The 17,910-nt window shown below is 69.6% G+C and carries 12 protein-coding genes; 4 read left to right on the top strand and 8 right to left on the bottom strand.

The genetic code is table 11. The annotated features are described in order from the left end of the window. Positions 1-154 precede the first annotated feature (154 nt). A complete protein-coding gene (locus tag ACZ562_RS11900; RefSeq protein ID WP_471176693.1) occupies positions 155-769 on the bottom strand; it encodes a hypothetical protein in 615 nt (204 codons plus the stop codon). A gap of 61 nt (positions 770-830) precedes the next feature. Then, entirely contained in the window at positions 831-2,579 is a 1,749-nt protein-coding gene (locus tag ACZ562_RS11895; protein ID WP_471176691.1) for a S8 family peptidase, read from the bottom strand. A 256-nt stretch (positions 2,580-2,835) separates the two neighbouring features. On the opposite strand from ACZ562_RS11895, the gene ACZ562_RS11890 reads away from it, so the two are divergent. Continuing rightward, positions 2,836-3,789, top strand: coding sequence for an SMP-30/gluconolactonase/LRE family protein (locus tag ACZ562_RS11890; RefSeq protein WP_471176689.1), 954 nt, complete (start codon positions 2,836-2,838; stop codon positions 3,787-3,789). A 10-nt stretch (positions 3,790-3,799) separates the two neighbouring features. On the opposite strand, the gene ACZ562_RS11885 is transcribed toward ACZ562_RS11890, so the two are convergent. From ACZ562_RS11885 to ACZ562_RS11860, 6 genes are all read right to left on the bottom strand, one after another. Next, entirely contained in the window at positions 3,800-4,792 is a 993-nt protein-coding gene (locus tag ACZ562_RS11885; protein ID WP_471176686.1) for a PAC2 family protein, read from the bottom strand. 139 nt (positions 4,793-4,931) lie between these two features. Next, positions 4,932-5,603, bottom strand: coding sequence for a FadR/GntR family transcriptional regulator (locus tag ACZ562_RS11880; RefSeq protein WP_471176683.1), 672 nt, complete (start codon positions 5,601-5,603; stop codon positions 4,932-4,934). Between the two features lie 217 nt (positions 5,604-5,820). Continuing rightward, positions 5,821-7,437 (bottom strand): glycerol-3-phosphate dehydrogenase/oxidase, encoded by a 1,617-nt coding sequence (locus tag ACZ562_RS11875; protein WP_471176680.1) that lies wholly within the window; start codon positions 7,435-7,437, stop codon positions 5,821-5,823. Positions 7,438-7,445: 8 nt separating this feature from the next. Beyond that, a complete protein-coding gene (glpK, locus tag ACZ562_RS11870) occupies positions 7,446-8,984 on the bottom strand; it encodes a glycerol kinase GlpK (protein WP_471176677.1) in 1,539 nt (512 codons plus the stop codon). A 78-nt stretch (positions 8,985-9,062) separates the two neighbouring features. Continuing rightward, complete coding sequence (locus ACZ562_RS11865) at positions 9,063-9,857, bottom strand: MIP/aquaporin family protein (protein WP_471176674.1); 795 nt, start codon at positions 9,855-9,857, stop codon at positions 9,063-9,065. Between the two features lie 365 nt (positions 9,858-10,222). Next, positions 10,223-10,987 carry an IclR family transcriptional regulator gene (locus ACZ562_RS11860; RefSeq protein ID WP_471176671.1) on the bottom strand — a complete coding sequence of 255 codons (765 nt, stop codon included), beginning with the start codon at positions 10,985-10,987 and terminating at the stop codon, positions 10,223-10,225. Positions 10,988-11,283: 296 nt separating this feature from the next. Between ACZ562_RS11860 and metH the strand changes: the two genes are divergently transcribed. The 3 genes from metH to ACZ562_RS11845 all read left to right on the top strand — a co-directional run bounded on the left by metH (position 11,284) and on the right by ACZ562_RS11845 (position 17,906). After that, a complete protein-coding gene (gene metH, locus ACZ562_RS11855; RefSeq protein ID WP_471176668.1) occupies positions 11,284-14,799 on the top strand; it encodes a methionine synthase in 3,516 nt (1,171 codons plus the stop codon). A gap of 150 nt (positions 14,800-14,949) precedes the next feature. Then, entirely contained in the window at positions 14,950-15,651 is a 702-nt protein-coding gene (locus tag ACZ562_RS11850; protein ID WP_471176665.1) for an HAD family hydrolase, read from the top strand. A 650-nt stretch (positions 15,652-16,301) separates the two neighbouring features. Then, positions 16,302-17,906, top strand: coding sequence for an ABC transporter substrate-binding protein (locus ACZ562_RS11845; protein ID WP_471176662.1), 1,605 nt, complete (start codon positions 16,302-16,304; stop codon positions 17,904-17,906). The last annotated feature ends 4 nt before the right edge of the window (positions 17,907-17,910 follow it).

Genomic DNA, 17,910 nt, shown 5'->3' with positions numbered 1-17,910 from the left:
CACCCTGGGTGGGGTTTCTGGGGGGGGTAACTCGGTGTGGGGGGGGTCCGTGTGTCCACCACGCAGGAAAGGAGGGGGAAAAGGAGGGGGGCGCTGCCTCCCCCGCGGGGGAGGCAGCGCCCCTCGATTTCAGGTGCGGATCAACGGCGGCTCGTCACAGCTTCTGGACCCGGACGCTGCGCAGGATCGCCGGCGAAGCGCCGTCCCAGACGCCGACCACCTGGTGCCCGAACGCGAAGGCTTCCTGGATCTCGTCGTGCGCCTGGGGCGTCGGGTTGTTGAGCACCCGGAACCCGTCCGGGAAGCGCAGGAAGATCTGCTGGGGCTGGCCCGGCAGCGGCTGCACGATGTCGATGTAGCCGGTCGCGATGCCGGCCTGCAGGACCTGGGCCGAGACCTGCTGGATCGCGGCCTGCGTGACCTGCTGCAGCTGCTGCTGCACCTGCTGCACCTGCTGCTCCATCTGCTGGTGCTGCTGCTGGTGCTGTTGGTGCTGCTGCGGCCCGTAGCCCTGCTGCTGCCCGAGCTGCTGGAGCAGCTGCTGGTACGGCTGTTGCTGTCCGAGCTGGTGGAGCTGCTCCAGCGAGCCGCTCATGGCGAGGGGCTGCTGGCCGTGGCCGTGCGGACCGTAGCCCTGCTGCTGCCCGAGCGGCTGCTGCCCGAACGGCTGCTGTCCGAACTGCTCGTACGGCGCCGTGCTCGGGAACATCTGTCCCTGCTGCTGTCCCTGCTGCTGTCCCGGTTGGCTCATCTGCGGGGTGGTGCTCATACCGGTGCCACCTTCCGTCATTCGTTGAGCGATGGTTGGGTTCGCTTCAGTTGGCTTCACTTCAGCCCGTGACCACCAGGCCGACGATGTCGTCGTCCGTGAACCACACACGGACGTCCGGCCGCCCCGTCGCGAAGGCGGCCTGCACCGCCTGGCGTATCTCGGGAGAGGGGTGGTTGAGGTTGCGCCAGGAGCCGGCCACGAACAGGCGGAGCCTGGGCGGGAGTTCACGCGGATACGGCAGCAGTTCGTCCCAGTACCGTTCGGCCCGGCCCGAGCCGACCGCCTCCGGCAGCAGGTGGGCGACCGCCGCCTTGACGTCGGGCCGGCTGCCGATCCGCTGGGAGGCGGGCCGGCCAGGCGCGTCCTGCTGCGGCGAACCCGTCGCGCGCAGCACCGCGCGGGCCCGCACGGGGGACATCGGTGCCTGGCCCGCTGCCTTGAGCATGCCCTGCAGCGCGGCGAGCGCGCCGACCACCACCGGGGAGGCGGAGGAGGTCCCGGAGAACGTGTCCGTGTACCAGGCGATCTCCTCGGGGCCGCCCTGCAGGTCGCCGGGCCCTTCCCAGGAGCCGCCGGTGGTGGTGACCTCGCGGCCCCAGCCCTGCGCGTCCAGGCGGGCCCCGTAGTTGGAGAACGCGAGGCGTGAGCGGTCCGGGCCGTGGTCGCGGCCGTGCGTGCCGGGCGGCGGGGCGCCCGCGCCGACCAGGACGGCACCGGAAGACCGGTTGGACGGGTTGAACGGGTTGCGCCACCACTGGGGGAACCCGTCGGGGCGGCGCTCGTACACCGCGTCGTCGAGCGACTCGGCGCCGTTGCCCGCGGCCGACACGACGAGGACGCCCTTGGCCGTCGCGTACCGAAGGGCCGCGAAGTCGTCCGGCCACCATTCCAGCGCGATGTAGCCCTTCTGGTCGTCGCGTTCCTCGAAGTCGAACCGCGGTCCGGGACGGTGGAGTTCGACGAGCACGATGTCGCCGGGGGCGAGCCGGTCGGCCGCCGCGTGGATGGCGGCCGCGGTGCCGACGTCGTGGAAGGAGGCGGCAGCCGTCACCGCGTCCGGAACTATGCCGGTGATGCCGTACTCGTTGCGGTCGCCGCCGATCACGCCGATGACGGCGGTGCCGTGGTTGCGCCACGCGAGGTCGGTCAGCGGCGTGCCGACCACCACTCCGGCGAGCTTGGCGGCAAGGTCCTCGTGCCCCAGCTGCCAGGCGCCCTCCACGTCGATGACCGTCACACCCTGACCGGACCCGCCGGGCCGCTGCCAGGCCCAGTGGGCGTCGATCCCCTCCGGCGCGGGCCGCAGATAGCCCTGGCGGCTGCTGAAGTCCGGCGTGACCGGCGCGCCCTCCTTCAGCCTCCGGCCGTCGTCGGTCCCTTCCGAGGTGCGCCCCGCCCGGCCCACGGAGGCGGGCACGGCGCCCGGCTTCACATACGCGGTGTCGATGCCCGGCAGCGCGGCGATCCGTGAGCGCAGCTCCTGGGCCCGGCTGCCGCCGCCGCGCACCCGGTAGAAGAGCGCGAGGTCGGGCTCGTCCGCGTCGCCCCCGGCGGCCGACTGCCGGACGCGCTCCTCGCTGCCGAACAGCGGCTCCAGGGTGAGCTGTTCGTCGCTGAGGAACATGTTGAGGGCGGACACGTCGGCGCCCGCCGCCGACCGGACGCCCTCGGAGAGAGCGCGCAGCCGGGCCTCGGAACGGGCGACGACGATCAGTTCCTGCTCGGCTTCTCGATAGGTGAATCCCGCTCCGTCGGGCCCCGGCCCGGACGCTCCCGGGCCCTGCGCCGGCTGTACCTGCTCGGTCATCGGGTACCGCTCCCTTCGGTCCGTGCGGGTGCGCCTTCGGGCCCCCAACCAAGCACGCACACGACGGTCCGTCCAGAGCACTGTCGGCAACTTGGTTTGGAACAAGACGAATTGGGTACCGTGTGCAATCCGTCCTGAAACAGATGTCACGCCTCAATCCGGCCAAATGCTGCGGAGACGACGGTCATGTGATGGGGTGGGAGTGTCTGTTGACCGTTCGGCCCGGCCACCGCCGGCCCCTGCGGAAGGACACACCGTGGCACCCACCGACCGCTCCTTCGCACGTCGTACGTTCCTCACCGGCGCCGCCGGCCTCTCGGGCGCGGCACTTCTCGGCGGCACCGCCCACGCGAACGAGAGACGGCAGACCGCCTGGCCCGCGCGGTTCCCGCTGCCGAACGGCTTCCAGCCGGAAGGCATCGCCATCGGCTCCGCCCCGTTCGCCTACTTCGGCTCGCTCGCGAACGGCGACGTCTACCGGGCGAGCCTCGCCACCGGCCGCGGCTCGGTCATCAGCAAGGGCCTCGGCCCCGGACACCCCACCGCTGGCCTGAAGACCGACCGGCACGGCAGGCTCTTCCTGGCCGGCGGCGCCAGCGGCGAGCTACGCACCGTCGACACCCGCACGGGCAAGATCGAGAAGGTGTACGACGCAGGCGGCAAGTTCGTGAACGACGTGATCCTCACCCCGGGCGCCGCCTGGTTCACCGACTCGTTCCGGGCCGTGCTCTACAAGCTGGTCCTCGCCCGTAACGGCGCACCCGAGGCCGTCCGGACCCTGCCGCTGACCAGCGACTGGGAGCAGGGCGACGACTTCACCGCCAACGGCATCGAGCGCACGCCCGACGGCAGCGCCCTTATCGTGGTCAACACCGTCGCGAACGGTGGCGGCCTGATGCGGGTCGACCCGGGCACGGGTACGGCCCGCTCCGTCGACCTCGGCACCGCCGAGCTGCCCAACGGGGACGGCCTGTTGCTGCTCGGCAGGATCCTCTACGCCGTCCAGCAGCAGCAGAACGCGATCGACGTGTTCCGGCTGAACGCCGCCGGCACCAAGGGCACGGTGATCGCCCGCATCACCGACCCGCGCTTCCGCATCCCGACCACGGTCGCGGCGTGGGGCAGGCGCCTGTACCTGCCCAACGCGCGCTTCGGCGTCGAGCCGACGCCCGACACCGAGTACGACGCGGTGGCCGTGGACCAGGTTTAGCCGGCCAGGCTCAGTCCTCCGACGACTCGTCGTCGTCCGCCTCCGGCTTCGGAGGCTTCGGCGGCTTCGAACGACCACTGGGGTTGTCCCGCAGATACGAGGTCGGGGACGGGCCGTCCCCGCCGTCCGCCGTGGCGTGCCCGCCGGTCCCGGACGGGCCGGCCCCGTCCCGGCGCCGCAGATACCGTTCGAACTCCCGGGCGATCGCCTCACCGGACGCCTCCGGCAGCTCCGCGGTGTCGCGGGCCTCCTCAAGCGTCTGGACGTACTCCGCGACCTCGCTGTCCTCGGCGGCCAGCTGGTCCACGCCCACCTGCCAGGCGCGCGCGTCCTCGGGCAGCTCGCCCAGCGGAATGCGCACGTCGATCAGGTCCTCCAGACGGTTGAGGAGGGCCAGCGTGGCCTTCGGGTTCGGCGGCTGCGACACGTAGTGCGGCACCGCGGCCCACAGCGACACGGCGGGTACGCCCGCGTGCGTGCAGGCCTCCTGGAGGATGCCGACGATGCCCGTGGGGCCCTCGTACTTGGTCTCCTCCAGATCCATGCGCTGGGCCAGGTCCGGGTCCGACGTAACCCCGCTGACCGGAACCGGACGCGTGTGCGGGGTGTCACCGAGCAGGGCGCCCAGGATCACCACCAGCTCGACGCCCAGTTCGTGGGCGAAACCGAGGAGCTCGTTGCAGAACGAGCGCCACCGCATCGACGGTTCGATACCTCGGACGAGTACGAGATCGCGCGGCTTCTCGCCGCCGACCCGGACCACCGAAAGGCGGGTCGTTGGCCATGTGATCTTGCGTACGCCTCCGTCCAGCCACACCGTGGGGCGGTTCACCTGGAAGTCGTAGTAGTCCTCGGCGTCCAGCGCCGCGAACACCTCGCCCTTCCACTCCCTGTCCAGATGCGCGACCGCGGTGGAGGCGGCGTCGCCGGCATCGTTCCAGCCCTCGAACGCGGCCACCATGACCGGGTCGATCAGCTCGGGAACCCCCTCGAGCTCGATCACCCAGTGCCTCCTTCCGACGTGCCCTCGCGTACGTCCCAACCTTACGGCGTTCGGCGGGGGCGCCCGCAGCCCCCTTGCACGGGGGAGTGAACGGATCACTGCCCCGATACCCTCCCCGGAACACTCCTCCCGCTCCTGTTCACAGGCTCGACCGCAACCACTGCTCCACGCTCGCGATGTGCACCGTCGCCCAGGACCGGGCCGCCTCGGCGTCACGGTCCCGCAGCGCGGCCAGGATCGCCCGGTGCTCGCGCAGGGTGCGGCTGACCGCGTCCTCCTGGGTGAGGCCGCGCCAGACGCGGGCCCGGGTGGTGGGGCCCGACAGTCCGTCAAGGAGGGAGCACAGCACCGAGTTGCCGGAACTCCGCACGATGCTGCGGTGGAAGTCCAGGTCGCAGGCGACCAGCTCCTCCACCGACGGAGCCTCGCCGAGCTTGTCCAACCGGGTGCCGAGTGCGTCCAGTTGCCGTTCGCTGATGTGCAGGGCCGCCATCGCCGTGGCGGCCGGCTCCAGAATGCGGCGCACGGCGAGGAACTCCAGGACGGTGTCGTCGCGGTGGAAGTCGACGACGAAGCTCAGCGCCTCCAGGAGGAGCTGCGGGTCCAGGCTGGTGACGTACGTGCCGTCGCCCTGCCGCACGTCCAGGATCCGGATCAGCGACAGGGCGCGTACCGCCTCCCGCAGGGAGTTGCGGGACAGACCCAGCTCGGACGCGAGTTCACTCTCCCTGGGCAGCCGGTCGCCGGGGCGCAGAGTGCCGGAGACGATCATGCCCTTGATCTTCTCGATCGCCTCGTCGGTGACTGCCATGGTCGGCCTCCCTGTCGCCAGACACAGACATCGGATGTCTCGGTTTCATTATGGGGCCTGTTCAGGCGAGGGCCGCGCACGCGAAAGGGGCGGCTCCATCGGCGTGGAGCCGCCCTTCCGTGGTTCCGGCCCCGGTGCGGAAAGGGCCGTCCCTCGGTGGTGCCGGCCTTCGGTCAGGGGAGTGAGGCCGGCGGAGGGTCTACTTCTTGCGGAAGGTCTACTTCTTGTGGAGCAGGTCCTGGACCTTCGCGCGGACCTCGTCCGTGGCCAGGCCGCGGATCGTCAGCGTCGTACGACGGCGCAGCACGTCGTCCGGCGTCTCGGCCCACTCGTTGTCCCGGGCGTAGACGACCTGCGCCCAGATCTCCGGGGCGTCCGGGTGCACGCGCTCGGCCAGCTCCGGGTTGTCGTTGGCCAGACGGGCGATGTCGAAGGCCAGCGAACCGTAGTGGGTGGCCAGGTGCCTGGCCGTGTCGGCCGCCATGCGCGGACCCGGCGCAGGGTGGTCGACAAGGAGGCGGTGGGCCACGGCCCGCGGGTTGGCGACACCCGGCAGCGGGAGCTTCTTCGGCAGCGAGGAGACCGGCTCGAAGTCCTCGCCGAGCGGCTGCCCGGGCAGAGACTCCAGCTTCTGCATGACCGTACGGCCGATGTGCCGGAAGGTCGTCCACTTGCCGCCCGCGACGGACAGCATGCCGCCCTTGCCCTCGGTCACGACCGTCTCGCGCTTGGCCTTGGCCGTGTCGCCGGGCCCGCCCGGCAGAACGCGCAGGCCCGCGAAGGAGTACGTGATGAGGTCGCGGCCGAGCTGCTGGTCGCGGATGGAGAACGCGGCCTCGTCGAGGATCTGGGATATGTCCTTGTCGTTGACCGAGACGTCCGCCGGGTCGCCCTCGAACTCCTCGTCGGTCGTGCCGAGCAGCAGCATGTCCTCCCAGGGGAGGGCGAAGGTGATGCGGTACTTGTCGATGGGGGTCGCCAGCGCGGCATTCCACGGCGAGGTCCGCTTCAGGACCAGATGCGCGCCCTTCGACAGCCGGATCGACGGCGCGGCACTCGGGTCCTCCATCCGGCGCAGGTGATCGACCCACGGGCCGGTCGCGTTCAGTACGAGACGGGCGTTGACGCCGAACTCGTGGCCGGAGGTGCGGTCGCGCAGGTCGGCGCCCGTCACCCGGCCCTTGGTGAAGCGCAGGCCCGTCACCTCGGCGTGGTTCAGGACCGCCGCGCCCGCCTCGACGGCCGCGCGGACCGTCATCAGCGCCATGCGCGAGTCGTTCATCTGGTCGTCGCCGTACACGGCCACGGCCTTGAGGTTGTCGGTGCGCAGCTCGGGCACGTCCTGTGCGGCCTTCGCCGGGCTGAGCAGGTGACCCACTCCGTCACCGAACGCGGAGAGCGCGGAGTAGGCGAACACGCCCGCCCCGAGTTTCGCCGCGCCGTGCGGCCCGCCCTTGTACACGGGAAGGTAGAACGTGAGCGGGTTCGCCAGGTGGGGGGCCACCTGGCGGGAGACCGCACGGCGCTCGAAGTGGTTCTCCGCCACCAGCTTCACCGCGCCGGTCTGCAGGTAGCGCAGACCGCCGTGGAGCAGCTTGGAGGAGGCGGAGGAGGTGGCGCCGGCGAAGTCGCCGGCGTCGACCAGCGCCACCCGCAGGCCGGACTGCGCGGCGTGCCAGGCGGTGGAGATGCCCAGGATGCCGCCGCCGATCACGAGAAGGTCGTACGACGCCTTGGCGAGCTGCTCCCGGCTCTCGGCGCGGCTCGGGTTGGAGCCGGAGGCCGGGCGCGTCCCCAGGGCAGGCACGGACTGCAGGGTGGACTGACTGGTCATGCGGTTTTTTACTCCTCGTCCTCGAGCCAGCCCATGGTCCGCTCGACGGCCTTGAGCCAGCTCTTGTACTCACGGTCGCGGGTTTCCGCGTCCATACGGGGGGTCCACTCGGCGGCCCGGCGCCAGTTGGCGCGCAGGTCGTCGGTGCTGGTCCAGAAGCCGACGGCGAGACCGGCGGCGTAGGCGGCGCCGAGGCAGGTCGTCTCGGCGACCATCGGGCGCACCACCGGTGCGTCCAGGAAGTCCGAGAGCGTCTGCATCAGCAGGTTGTTGGAGGTCATGCCGCCGTCGACCTTGAGGGCCGCGAGCTCGACGCCCGAGTCCTTGGTCATGGCGTCCGTGATCTCACGGGTCTGCCAGGCGGTGGCCTCCAGGACGGCACGCGCGAGGTGCGCCTTGGTGACGTACCGGGTCAGGCCGGCGATCACACCGCGGGCGTCGGAGCGCCAGTACGGGGCGAACAGGCCGGAGAAGGCAGGTACGAAGTACGCGCCGCCGTTGTCCTCGACCGAGAGCGCGAGCGTCTCGATCTCGGCGGCCGTGCTGATCAGGCCCATCTGGTCGCGCATCCACTGCACCAGCGAACCGGTGACGGCGATGGAGCCCTCGAGGGCGTAGACCGGCTTCTCGTCGCCGATGCGGTAGCCGACGGTGGTCAGCAGGCCGCTGTACGAGTTGATGATCTTCTCGCCGGTGTTCAGCAGCATGAAGGTGCCGGTGCCGTACGTCGACTTGGCCTCGCCCTCCGCGAAGCAGGTCTGGCCGAACAGGGCCGCCTGCTGGTCGCCGAGCGCGGATGCGACCGGGATGCCGCCGAGCAGGTCACCGAGCTTGCCGCCGGTGATCTCGCCGTACACCTCGGCGGACGAGCGGATCTCGGGCAGCATCGCCAGCGGGACGCCGATGGACTCGGCGATCTTCTCGTCCCACTCCAGCGTGTGCAGGTTCATCAGCATGGTGCGGGAGGCGTTGGTGACGTCGGTGTAGTGCTTGCCGCCGTCGACACCACCGGTCAGGTTCCAGATGACCCAGGTGTCCATGGTGCCGAAGAGGATGTCCCCGGCCTCGGCACGCTCGCGCAGACCCTCGACGTTGTCGAGCAGCCAGCGGGCCTTGGGGCCGGCGAAGTACGAGGCGAGGGGCAGGCCCGTCTCGCGGCGGAAGCGGTCCTGGCCGACGTTGCGGCCGAGGTCCTTGCACAGGGCGTCGGTGCGGGTGTCCTGCCAGACGATGGCGTTGTGGACGGGCTCACCGGTGTTCTTGTCCCACAGCACGGTGGTCTCGCGCTGGTTGGTGATGCCGATGGCCTTGATGTCGTCGCGGGTGATGCCGGCCTTCTCGACCGCTCCGGCGACGACCTCCTGGACGTTGGTCCAGATCTCGGTGGCGTCGTGCTCGACCCAGCCCGGCTTCGGGAAGATCTGCTCGTGCTCCTTCTGGTCGACGGAGACGATACGGCCGTCCCGGTCGAAGACGATGCAGCGGCTGGAGGTGGTGCCTTGGTCGATGGCGGCGATGAAGGGGCCGGCGGTGTGGGCGTCGGTCACTGTGTACTCCTGGGAGTTCCGTGGTTGGGGGCAGTACGTACGGCGCTGTGCTGGTTAAGTGCGGTGAAGCCGGTGCTCTTAAGCAAATGCGACGTTGTAGATGCCTGCGGCGATCGCGGCGCCGACGAGCGGGCCGACCACCGGGATCCAGGCGTAGCCCCAGTCGGAGCCGCCCTTGTTGGGCAGGGGCAGAAGGGCGTGCACGATACGCGGTCCGAGGTCACGGGCCGGGTTGATCGCGTAGCCGGTCGGGCCGCCGAGCGACAGACCGATCGAGACGACCACGAGTGCGACGACCAGGGCGCCCAGGGTGCCCAGTCCGTTGCCGTTGTCGTTCAGGCCCTGCGTGAGGATGGCGAGCACCAGCACGACGGTGCCGATGATCTCCGTGAGCAGGTTCTGCACCACGTTCCGGATCTCCGGACCGGTGGAGAAGACACCCAGGACCGGGCCCGCGCCCGTCTCCTGGGCCTCGACGGCCTTGACGTCGGTCGCCTGCGCGCCCGGACCGCCGACGATCTCCTTGTCGGTGAGGTGCGCGCGGAACTGCCCGTAGTAGGCAACCCAGACCAGGGTGGCGCCGATGGCGGCACCGAGGAACTGTCCGGCGATGTAGGTCGGAACGTTGCTCCACTCGCCGTCCTTGATGGCGAGTGCGACCGTGACGGCCGGGTTGAGGTGGGCGCCGGAGAGCGGCGCCGAGGCGTACACAGCCGTCAGAACAGCGAAACCCCACCCGAAGGTGATGGCGAGCCAGCCGGCGTTACGGGCCTTGGAGGCCTTCAGCGTGACGGCGGCGCAGACGCCTCCGCCGAGCAGGATGAGTATGGCGGTACCGATGGTCTCGCCGATGAAGATGTCGGAGCTGGACACCCGCGACTCCTTTGTCCTTCGTCCAGGGAACCGAACCCCGGGTCCCTCCGGGAGTTCGAGCGCCCTCGGGGGTGAGAGCGATGCCGGCCCTTGGCGTTGCCACACTCTAGCGCTTATTGCCGTTAGGTGTTCGACAATGCCGACCGATGGACGGGAGTCTTGCTCCGGCGTCACCTGTGCGTCAAGAGCTCTGATATCGAAAATGCGATCGTTATTGATCGATGCCGGCCATCGATCTTGAGTTCGATACAGATGGCTCCGAAGCGGGCACCGTGCGTGCTGAACGTCCGCCTTTGCCCCGTTGTGTCAAGGGCACGACTGAGAGCCGGAACGTCGAACGACGCCCGGCTCGGCCGACTCGCTGCTCAGAAGCGCCTGGCGCCCAGGTCCCGGGACACCGCGCGGGCACAGTCCCGCACCGCCGCGATCAGCTCGGGGCGCAGCTCCCCGTCCCGGCACACCCGTTCCACGGCGCCGGTGATGGCCACGGCACCCACCGGCATGCGCCGCCGGTCGTGGACGGGTGCGGCGACGGAGGCGACGCCCTCCCAGGTCTCCTCGACGTCGGCCGCGTAGCCACGGGCGCGCGTGATGTCGAGGATGTGCTCGAACGCGTCGAGCTCGCACAAGGTCCTGTCCGTGAACGCCTTGCGGTCGGCCTCGACCGCCTCGCTGTGGGCGACCGGGTCGTACGCCGAAAGGACCTTGCCCAAAGCCGTGGAGTGCAGCGGCTGCATGGCCCCGATCTCCAGGACCTGCCGGCTGTCGTCGGGCCGGAAGACGTGGTGCACGATCAGCACGCCCTGCTGGTGCAGCACGCCCAGATAGACGCTCTCGCCGCTGGAGCGGGCCAGATCGTCCGTCCATACCAGGGCGCGCGCCCGTAGTTCGTGCACGTCCAGATAGGTGGTGCCCAGGCGCAGCAGCTCCGCGCCCAGCTGGTAGCGGCCGGAGGCGTCGTCCTGTTCGACGAAGCCCTCCTGCTGGAGGGTGCGCAGTATGCCGTGGGCGGTGCCTTTGGCGAGGCCCAGCGAGGAGGCGATGTCCGACAGGCCGAGCCGCCGCTCGCCACCCGCGAGCAGTCGCATCATCGCGGCCGCCCGCTCGAGCGACTGGATGTTCCGTGCCATCGCCGTACTGCCTCCGTCCCCTTCGACGCGTCGACGCGCGACGTCGCTGCCGCTGTTCGGCAATGTCGAACACTACCGGTGGATGTCGACCTCCCGCTAATGGTGGGTCAGCATCTGTTGCGTCACAGGTATCCCGGTGGTGGCGCGACCGCCATTCCTGTCCGCCCCGTGGACCCTGTGACCATCCGCCACGGGACCCGGCTACCCTTGCGGCGTGCGCCCTCCCCGGGACGTTCTGTGAGAGGTTCGAGGGGAAGCGCAAAGCCGACAGCCGTCGCACTCCAGGGAGCCCCTTAATGGCCTCGTCGCCGCTGACCCCTTCCGCCGACAGCCGGACCCGTGTGTCCGCGCTCCGTGAGGCCCTCGCCACCCGTGTGGTGGTGGCCGACGGAGCGATGGGCACCATGCTCCAGGCCCAGGACCCCACGCTGGAGGACTTCCAGCATCTCGAGGGCTGCAACGAGATCCTGAACCTGACCCGGCCCGACATCGTCCGTTCGGTCCACGAGGCGTACTTCGCCTCGGGCGTGGACTGCGTCGAGACGAACACGTTCGGAGCAAACCACTCGGCCATGGCCGAGTACGACATCTCCGACCGCGTGTACGAGCTGTCCGAGGCCGGTGCCCGGATCGCCCGCGAGACGGCGGACGCGTTCGGCGCACGCGACGGCCGCCAGCGCTGGGTGCTCGGTTCCATCGGCCCCGGCACGAAGCTGCCGACTCTCGGTCACATCGGCTACGGCACCCTGCGCGACGGCTTCCAGGCGAACGCCGAGGGCCTGCTCGCCGGCGGCGCCGACGCCCTGATCGTCGAGACGACGCAGGACCTGCTCCAGACGAAGTCCTCGATCCTGGGCGCCCGACGCGCGATGGAGGCGACCGGGGCCGAGGTACCGCTGCTGGTCTCGATGGCGTTCGAGACGACCGGCACCATGCTGCTCGGCTCGGAGATCGGCGCCGCGCTGACGGCGCTGGAGCCCCTCGGCATCGACATGATCGGCCTGAACTGCTCGACCGGCCCCGCCGAGATGAGCGAGCACCTGCGCTATCTGGCCCGGCACTCCCGCACGCCGCTGCTGTGCATGCCGAATGCCGGGCTGCCGATCCTCACCAAGGACGGCGCTCACTTCCCGCTCGGCCCCGAGGGCCTGGCGGACGCGCAGGAGACGTTTGTCCGCGACTACGGGCTGAACCTGGTCGGCGGCTGCTGCGGCACTACGCCCGAGCACCTGCGGCAGCTCGTGGAGCGGGTGCGCGAGGTGGCGCCCGTCGAGCGCACCCCCGAGCCCGAGCCCGGCGCCGCCTCCCTCTACCAGACGGTCCCGTTCCGGCAGGACACCTCGTACCTGGCCATCGGCGAGCGCACCAACGCCAACGGCTCGAAGAAGTTCCGCGAGGCCATGCTGGCGGGCCGCTGGGACGACTGTGTGGAGATGGCCCGCGACCAGATCCGCGAGGGCGCCCACATGCTGGACCTGTGCGTGGACTACGTGGGCCGCGACGGCGTGGCGGACATGGACGAACTGGCCGGACGCTTCGCGACCGCCTCCACCCTGCCGATCGTGCTGGACTCCACCGAGGTCGACGTCATCCAAGCCGGCCTGGAGAAGCTCGGCGGCCGCGCGGTGATCAACTCCGTCAACTACGAGGACGGCGACGGCCCCGAGTCCCGCTTCGCGAAGGTCACCGAGCTCGCCCAGGAGCACGGCGCGGCCCTGATCGCGCTGACCATCGACGAGGAGGGCCAGGCCCGCACCCCCGAGAAGAAGGTCGAGATCGCCGAGCGGCTGATCGAGGACCTGACGACGAACTGGGGCATCCTCGAGTCGGACATCCTCATCGACACACTGACCTTCACGATCTGTACGGGCCAGGAGGAGTCCCGGAAGGACGGCATCGCCACCATCGAGGCGATCCGTGAGCTCAAGCGCCGCCACCCTGACGTCCAGACCACGCTCGGCCTGTCGAACATCTCCTTCGGCCTGAACCCGGCCGCCCGCATCCTCCTCAACTCCGTCTTCCTGGACGAGTGCGTCAAGGCGGGCCTGGACTCGGCGATCGTGCACGCGTCGAAGATCCTGCCGATCGCCCGGTTCGACGAGGAGCAGGTCACCACGGCTCTGGACCTGATCTACGACCGTCGCGGCGAGGGCTACGACCCGCTCCAGAAGCTGATGGAGCTGTTCGAGGGCGCCACGGCAAAGTCGCTGAAGGCGGGCAAGGCCGAGGAGCTGGCCGCCCTCCCGCTGGAGGAGCGCCTCAAGCGCCGCATCATCGACGGCGAGCGCAACGGCCTCGAGGCCGACCTGGACGAGGCCCTGCAGACCCGCCCCGCCCTCGACATCGTCAACGAGATCCTTCTGGACGGCATGAAGGTCGTGGGCGAGCTCTTCGGCTCCGGCCAGATGCAGCTGCCGTTCGTCCTCCAGTCCGCCGAGGTCATGAAGGCCGCCGTCGCCCACCTCGAACCGCACATGGAGAAGTCGGACGCCGAGGGCAAGGGCACCATCGTGCTCGCCACGGTGCGCGGGGACGTGCACGACATCGGCAAGAACCTGGTCGACATCATCCTGTCCAACAACGGCTACAACGTGGTCAACCTCGGCATCAAGCAGCCGGTGGCGGCGATCCTGGAGGCGGCACAGGAGCACCGCGCCGACGTCATCGGCATGTCCGGACTGCTGGTGAAGTCCACGGTGATCATGAAGGAGAACCTGGAGGAGCTCAACCAGCGCGGTCTGTCGGCCACTTACCCGGTCATCCTGGGCGGCGCCGCCCTCACCCGCGCCTACGTCGAGCAGGACCTGCACGAGATCTACGAGGGCGAAGTCCGTTACGCCCGCGACGCGTTCGAGGGCCTGCGGCTGATGGACGCGCTCATCGGGGTCAAGCGGGGCGTGCCCGGTGCCAAGCTGCCCGAGCTCAAGCAGCGCAGGGTCCGCGCCGCAGCCGCCGTGGAGGTGGAGGAGCGCCCGGAGGAGGGGCACGTCCGCTCCGACGTGGCCACCGACAACCCCATCCCCACCCCGCCGTTCTGGGACACCCGCGTCATCAAGGGCATCCAGCTCAAGGAATACGCCACCTGGCTCGACGAGGGCGCGCTGTTCAAGGGCCAGTGGGGCCTCAAGCAGTCCCGCGCCGGTGACGGTCCCTCCTACGAGGAACTCGTCGAGACCGAGGGCCGCCCGCGGCTGCGCGGTCTGCTCGACCGGCTGCAGACGGAGAACATGCTGGAAGCGGCGGTCGTCTACGGCTACTTCCCGTGCGTGTCCAAGGACGACGACCTGATCATCCTCGACGAGCAGGGCAACGAGCGCACCCGGTTCACCTTCCCGCGCCAGCGCCGCGGCCGCCGGCTGTGTCTCGCGGACTTCTTCCGCCCGGAGGAGTCGGGCGAGAAGGACGTCGTAGGCCTTCAGGTGGTCACCGTCGGCTCGCGGATCGGCGAGGAGACGGCGAAGCTCTTCGCGGCGGACTCCTACCGCGACTACCTCGAACTGCACGGCCTGTCCGTGCAGTTGGCCGAGGCGCTCGCCGAGTACTGGCACGCGCGAGTGCGTTCCGAACTCGGCTTCGCCGGCGAGGACCCCAGCGACATCGATGACATGTTCGCCCTGAAGTACCGCGGGGCGCGCTTCTCCCTCGGCTACGGCGCCTGCCCCGACCTGGAGGACCGGGCCAAGATCGCGGAGCTGCTCCAGCCGGAGCGTATCGGCGTCCAGCTGTCCGAGGAGTTCCAGCTCCACCCCGAGCAGTCCACGGACGCGATCGTCATCCACCACCCTGAGGCGAAGTACTTCAACGCACGCTGAGCCCACCCCCGGCGGTGACCCCTGTGTGCCCCGGGGCTCACGGGTTAAACCAGGCGCTTCGCCCGCGGGAGACGTACACTGGTGGGTCCACCGCAGGCCGGTTCCCTTCGTGGGAACCGGCCTGATCGTCCCCCAAGGAGGTGCGCCCGGATGACCAGCACGGTCCCCGCGCTCGGAACCCGTACGGCCGAAGGCTCAGCCCTGCAGGCCGTGCTCCTCGACATGGACGGAACCCTGGTGGACACCGAGGGCTTCTGGTGGGACGTCGAGGTCGAGGTCTTCGCCCGCCTCGGCCACACCCTCGACGACTCCTGGCGCCATGTCGTGGTCGGCGGCCCCATGACCCGCAGCGCGGGGTTCCTGATCGAGGTCACCGGGGCCGACATCACCCTCGCCGAGCTCACGGTGCTGCTCAACAACGGATTCGAGGACCGCATCGGGCGCGCCCTGCCCCTGATGCCGGGCGCCGCCCGGCTGCTGGCCGAGCTGGCCGCCCACGAGATCCCCACGGCCCTGGTCTCCGCCTCGCACCGGCGCATCATCGACCGGGTGCTCGCGTCCCTCGGACCCCAGTACTTCTCCCTGACGGTGGCCGGCGACGAGGTACCGCGCACCAAGCCGCACCCGGACCCTTACCTGTTCGCCGCCGCCGGCCTCGGAGCGGTTCCGGCCAGATGCGCGGTCGTCGAGGACACCGCTACCGGGGTCGCCTCGGCGGAGGCCGCGGGCTGCCACGTGGTGGCCGTGCCCTCCGTGGCGCCCATCGGCCCGTCCGCACGCCGCACCGTCGTGGGCTCGCTCGAAGAGGTCGACCTGGCATTTCTGCGCGGACTGATGACGGAAATGCGCTAGGTCCCGTCACATTCCCGTCGTCCGCCCGGAGGGCGGGCTCACGGCGTCGGGTGCGTGCTCTCGGCGTGCCGGGCCCGGCCCTCGTACTGGAGGAAGTACTCGGGCAGGTGCCCGGAGCGGCGAGTGGGGGGCACCTCCCATGCCCTCAAGGCAGTGGGGGAGCGTGCATGGCATCGCGGGCCAGGCGGGAATTCGACGACGGGGCCTGGGCGTTGACCCAACGTGCAGCGCCGATAGGCCGGTAGTTCGCGAGGGATGCACTCGAAGGAATTCGAACCGAGTCGGATGGCCGAATTGCGTTCCGTTACCGCATCGGACGGTATGTGACGTTCCCCACGCGATGGAGGGTCGACAGGGAGTGACGCGCGTGCTGTTCACCCCGTTTCGGGCGGTGTCGGGGGCGCCCTTGTGTCCCGATTGATGGAACGCTGCACGAATCCTTCCGCCGCCGGGTTTTCAGTGTGTCCACACCCGGTTCCGCTGCGTGATGGAGGCTCAACTCCGGTAGCCGCGAACCCTCGTGCCGGTGCGGACTAATCTCGTCGCGAGAACATCACCCCGTTCCCCGGTGATCCGCTGCGACACCCATGCATGCCGGACACCCGGACACCCGGATACATGGACGACGGCAGCTCTGGAGAAACTCGAGCATGAACCGCAAGACTTTGGTGCTGCCGGCCGTGGTCGGCCTGCTCGCACCGGTACTCGCCGCCTGTGGCGGGTCCGGCAGCGGGAGCGGCGACGAGGACGCGATCGTCGTCGGCACCACGGACCGGTTCACCACCTCGAAGGACGCCCCCGCGCCCCTCGACCCGGCCTACGCCTACGACGTCGGCACCTGGAACATCCTGCGCCACACCGTGCAGACCCTGATGATCCAGCCCAAGGGCGAGGGAGACCCCGTCCCCGAGGCCGCGGAAAGCTGCGGCTTCACCGACAGCGGCAACGAGCGCTACGCCTGCAAGCTCCGCGACGGCCTGAGGTTCGCAGGCGGTGACCCCATCACCGCCGAGGACGTGAAGTTCTCCATCGACCGTGCCATGGCGATCAAGGCCGACAGTGGCGTCTTCGCCCTGCTGTCCACCATCGACACCGTCGAAACCCAGGGCGACGACCAAGTCATCTTCCACCTCAAGACCGCCGACGCCACCTTCCCGTACAAGCTCTCGACCCCGGTCACGGGCATCGTCAACCCGGACGACTACGAGAAGAACAAGCTGCGCCACGGCTTCGACGTGGACGGCTCCGGCCCGTACACCCTGAAGGCCGAGGTCGACGGCGACGAGATGACCAAGGCCGTGTTCATCAAGAACCCCGACTACAAAGGGGCTCTGAAGGTGAACAACGAAGAGGTCGCCATGCGCTCCTTCGCGGACGCCGACGCCATGGGCGACGCCCTCGACAAAGGCGACATCGACGTGATGACCCGCACGATGTCGCCGGAGCAGATCAAGGGGCTCTCCGAGGCCTCTGGCGGCAACGTCGAGCTCATAGAGATGCCCGGCCTGGAAATCCGCTACCTGGCCTTCAACACCGACAACCCGGTCGTGAAGGCCAAGTCGGTCCGCCAGGCCATGGCTCAGATCATCGACCGCAGCGAACTCGTCTCCAAGGTGTACGGCTCCTCGGCCGAGCCGCTGTACTCGCTGGTGCCGGCCTCCATCACCGGCCACTCCAACTCGTTCTTCAACAAGTACGGCGACCCCAGCGTCGACAAGGCCAAGTCCCTGCTGGCCAAGGCCGACATCACCACTCCGGTGAAGCTGACGCTGAACTACACGACCGACCACTACGGCCCGGCCACCGAGCAGGAGTTCGAACTCCTGCAGAAGCAGCTCAACGCCAGCGGCCTGTTCGACGTGACCATCAAGGGTGCCCCCTGGGACACGTTCGTTCCGGCCGAGCGGAACGGCAACTACGAGGTCTGGGGCATGGGCTGGTTCCCGGACTTCCCGGAAGCCGACAACTACATCGCGCCGTTCCTCGACAAGGACAACTTCCTCAAGCTGCCGTACACGAACAGCGAGATCCGCAACACCCTGATCCCGGAGTCCCGCCGAGAGGCCGACCGGCTGTCCGCCTCCAGCAGCCTGACGGACATCCAGGACATCGTCGCCGACGACGTGCCCATCCTCCCGCTCTGGCAGGGGAAGCAGTACATCGCCGCACGCGACACCGTCACGGGCACCGCCTACGCGCTCAACTCCTCCTCCACGCTACAGCTGTGGGAACTCAGCCGCGGCGTGGACGACTGATCCT

Source organism: Streptomyces sp. NPDC040410, assembly GCF_055595715.1.
Note: the sequence above shows the minus strand (reverse complement) of the source record. Positions and strands in the feature narration are given on the sequence as shown.

What these genes read in the sequence shown, in the direction of transcription:
- ACZ562_RS11900 (WP_471176693.1), bottom strand. Translation starts at nt 769, where the DNA reads ATGAGCACCACCCCGCAGATGAGCCAACCGGGACAGCAGCAGGGACAG.
- ACZ562_RS11895 (WP_471176691.1), bottom strand. Translation starts at nt 2,579, where the DNA reads ATGACCGAGCAGGTACAGCCGGCGCAGGGCCCGGGAGCGTCCGGGCCG.
- ACZ562_RS11880 (WP_471176683.1), bottom strand. Translation starts at nt 5,603, where the DNA reads ATGGCAGTCACCGACGAGGCGATCGAGAAGATCAAGGGCATGATCGTC.
- ACZ562_RS11875 (WP_471176680.1), bottom strand. Translation starts at nt 7,437, where the DNA reads ATGACCAGTCAGTCCACCCTGCAGTCCGTGCCTGCCCTGGGGACGCGC.
- ACZ562_RS11860 (WP_471176671.1), bottom strand. Translation starts at nt 10,987, where the DNA reads ATGGCACGGAACATCCAGTCGCTCGAGCGGGCGGCCGCGATGATGCGA.
- metH (WP_471176668.1), top strand. Translation starts at nt 11,284, where the DNA reads ATGGCCTCGTCGCCGCTGACCCCTTCCGCCGACAGCCGGACCCGTGTG.
- ACZ562_RS11850 (WP_471176665.1), top strand. Translation starts at nt 14,950, where the DNA reads ATGACCAGCACGGTCCCCGCGCTCGGAACCCGTACGGCCGAAGGCTCA.
- ACZ562_RS11845 (WP_471176662.1), top strand. Translation starts at nt 16,302, where the DNA reads ATGAACCGCAAGACTTTGGTGCTGCCGGCCGTGGTCGGCCTGCTCGCA.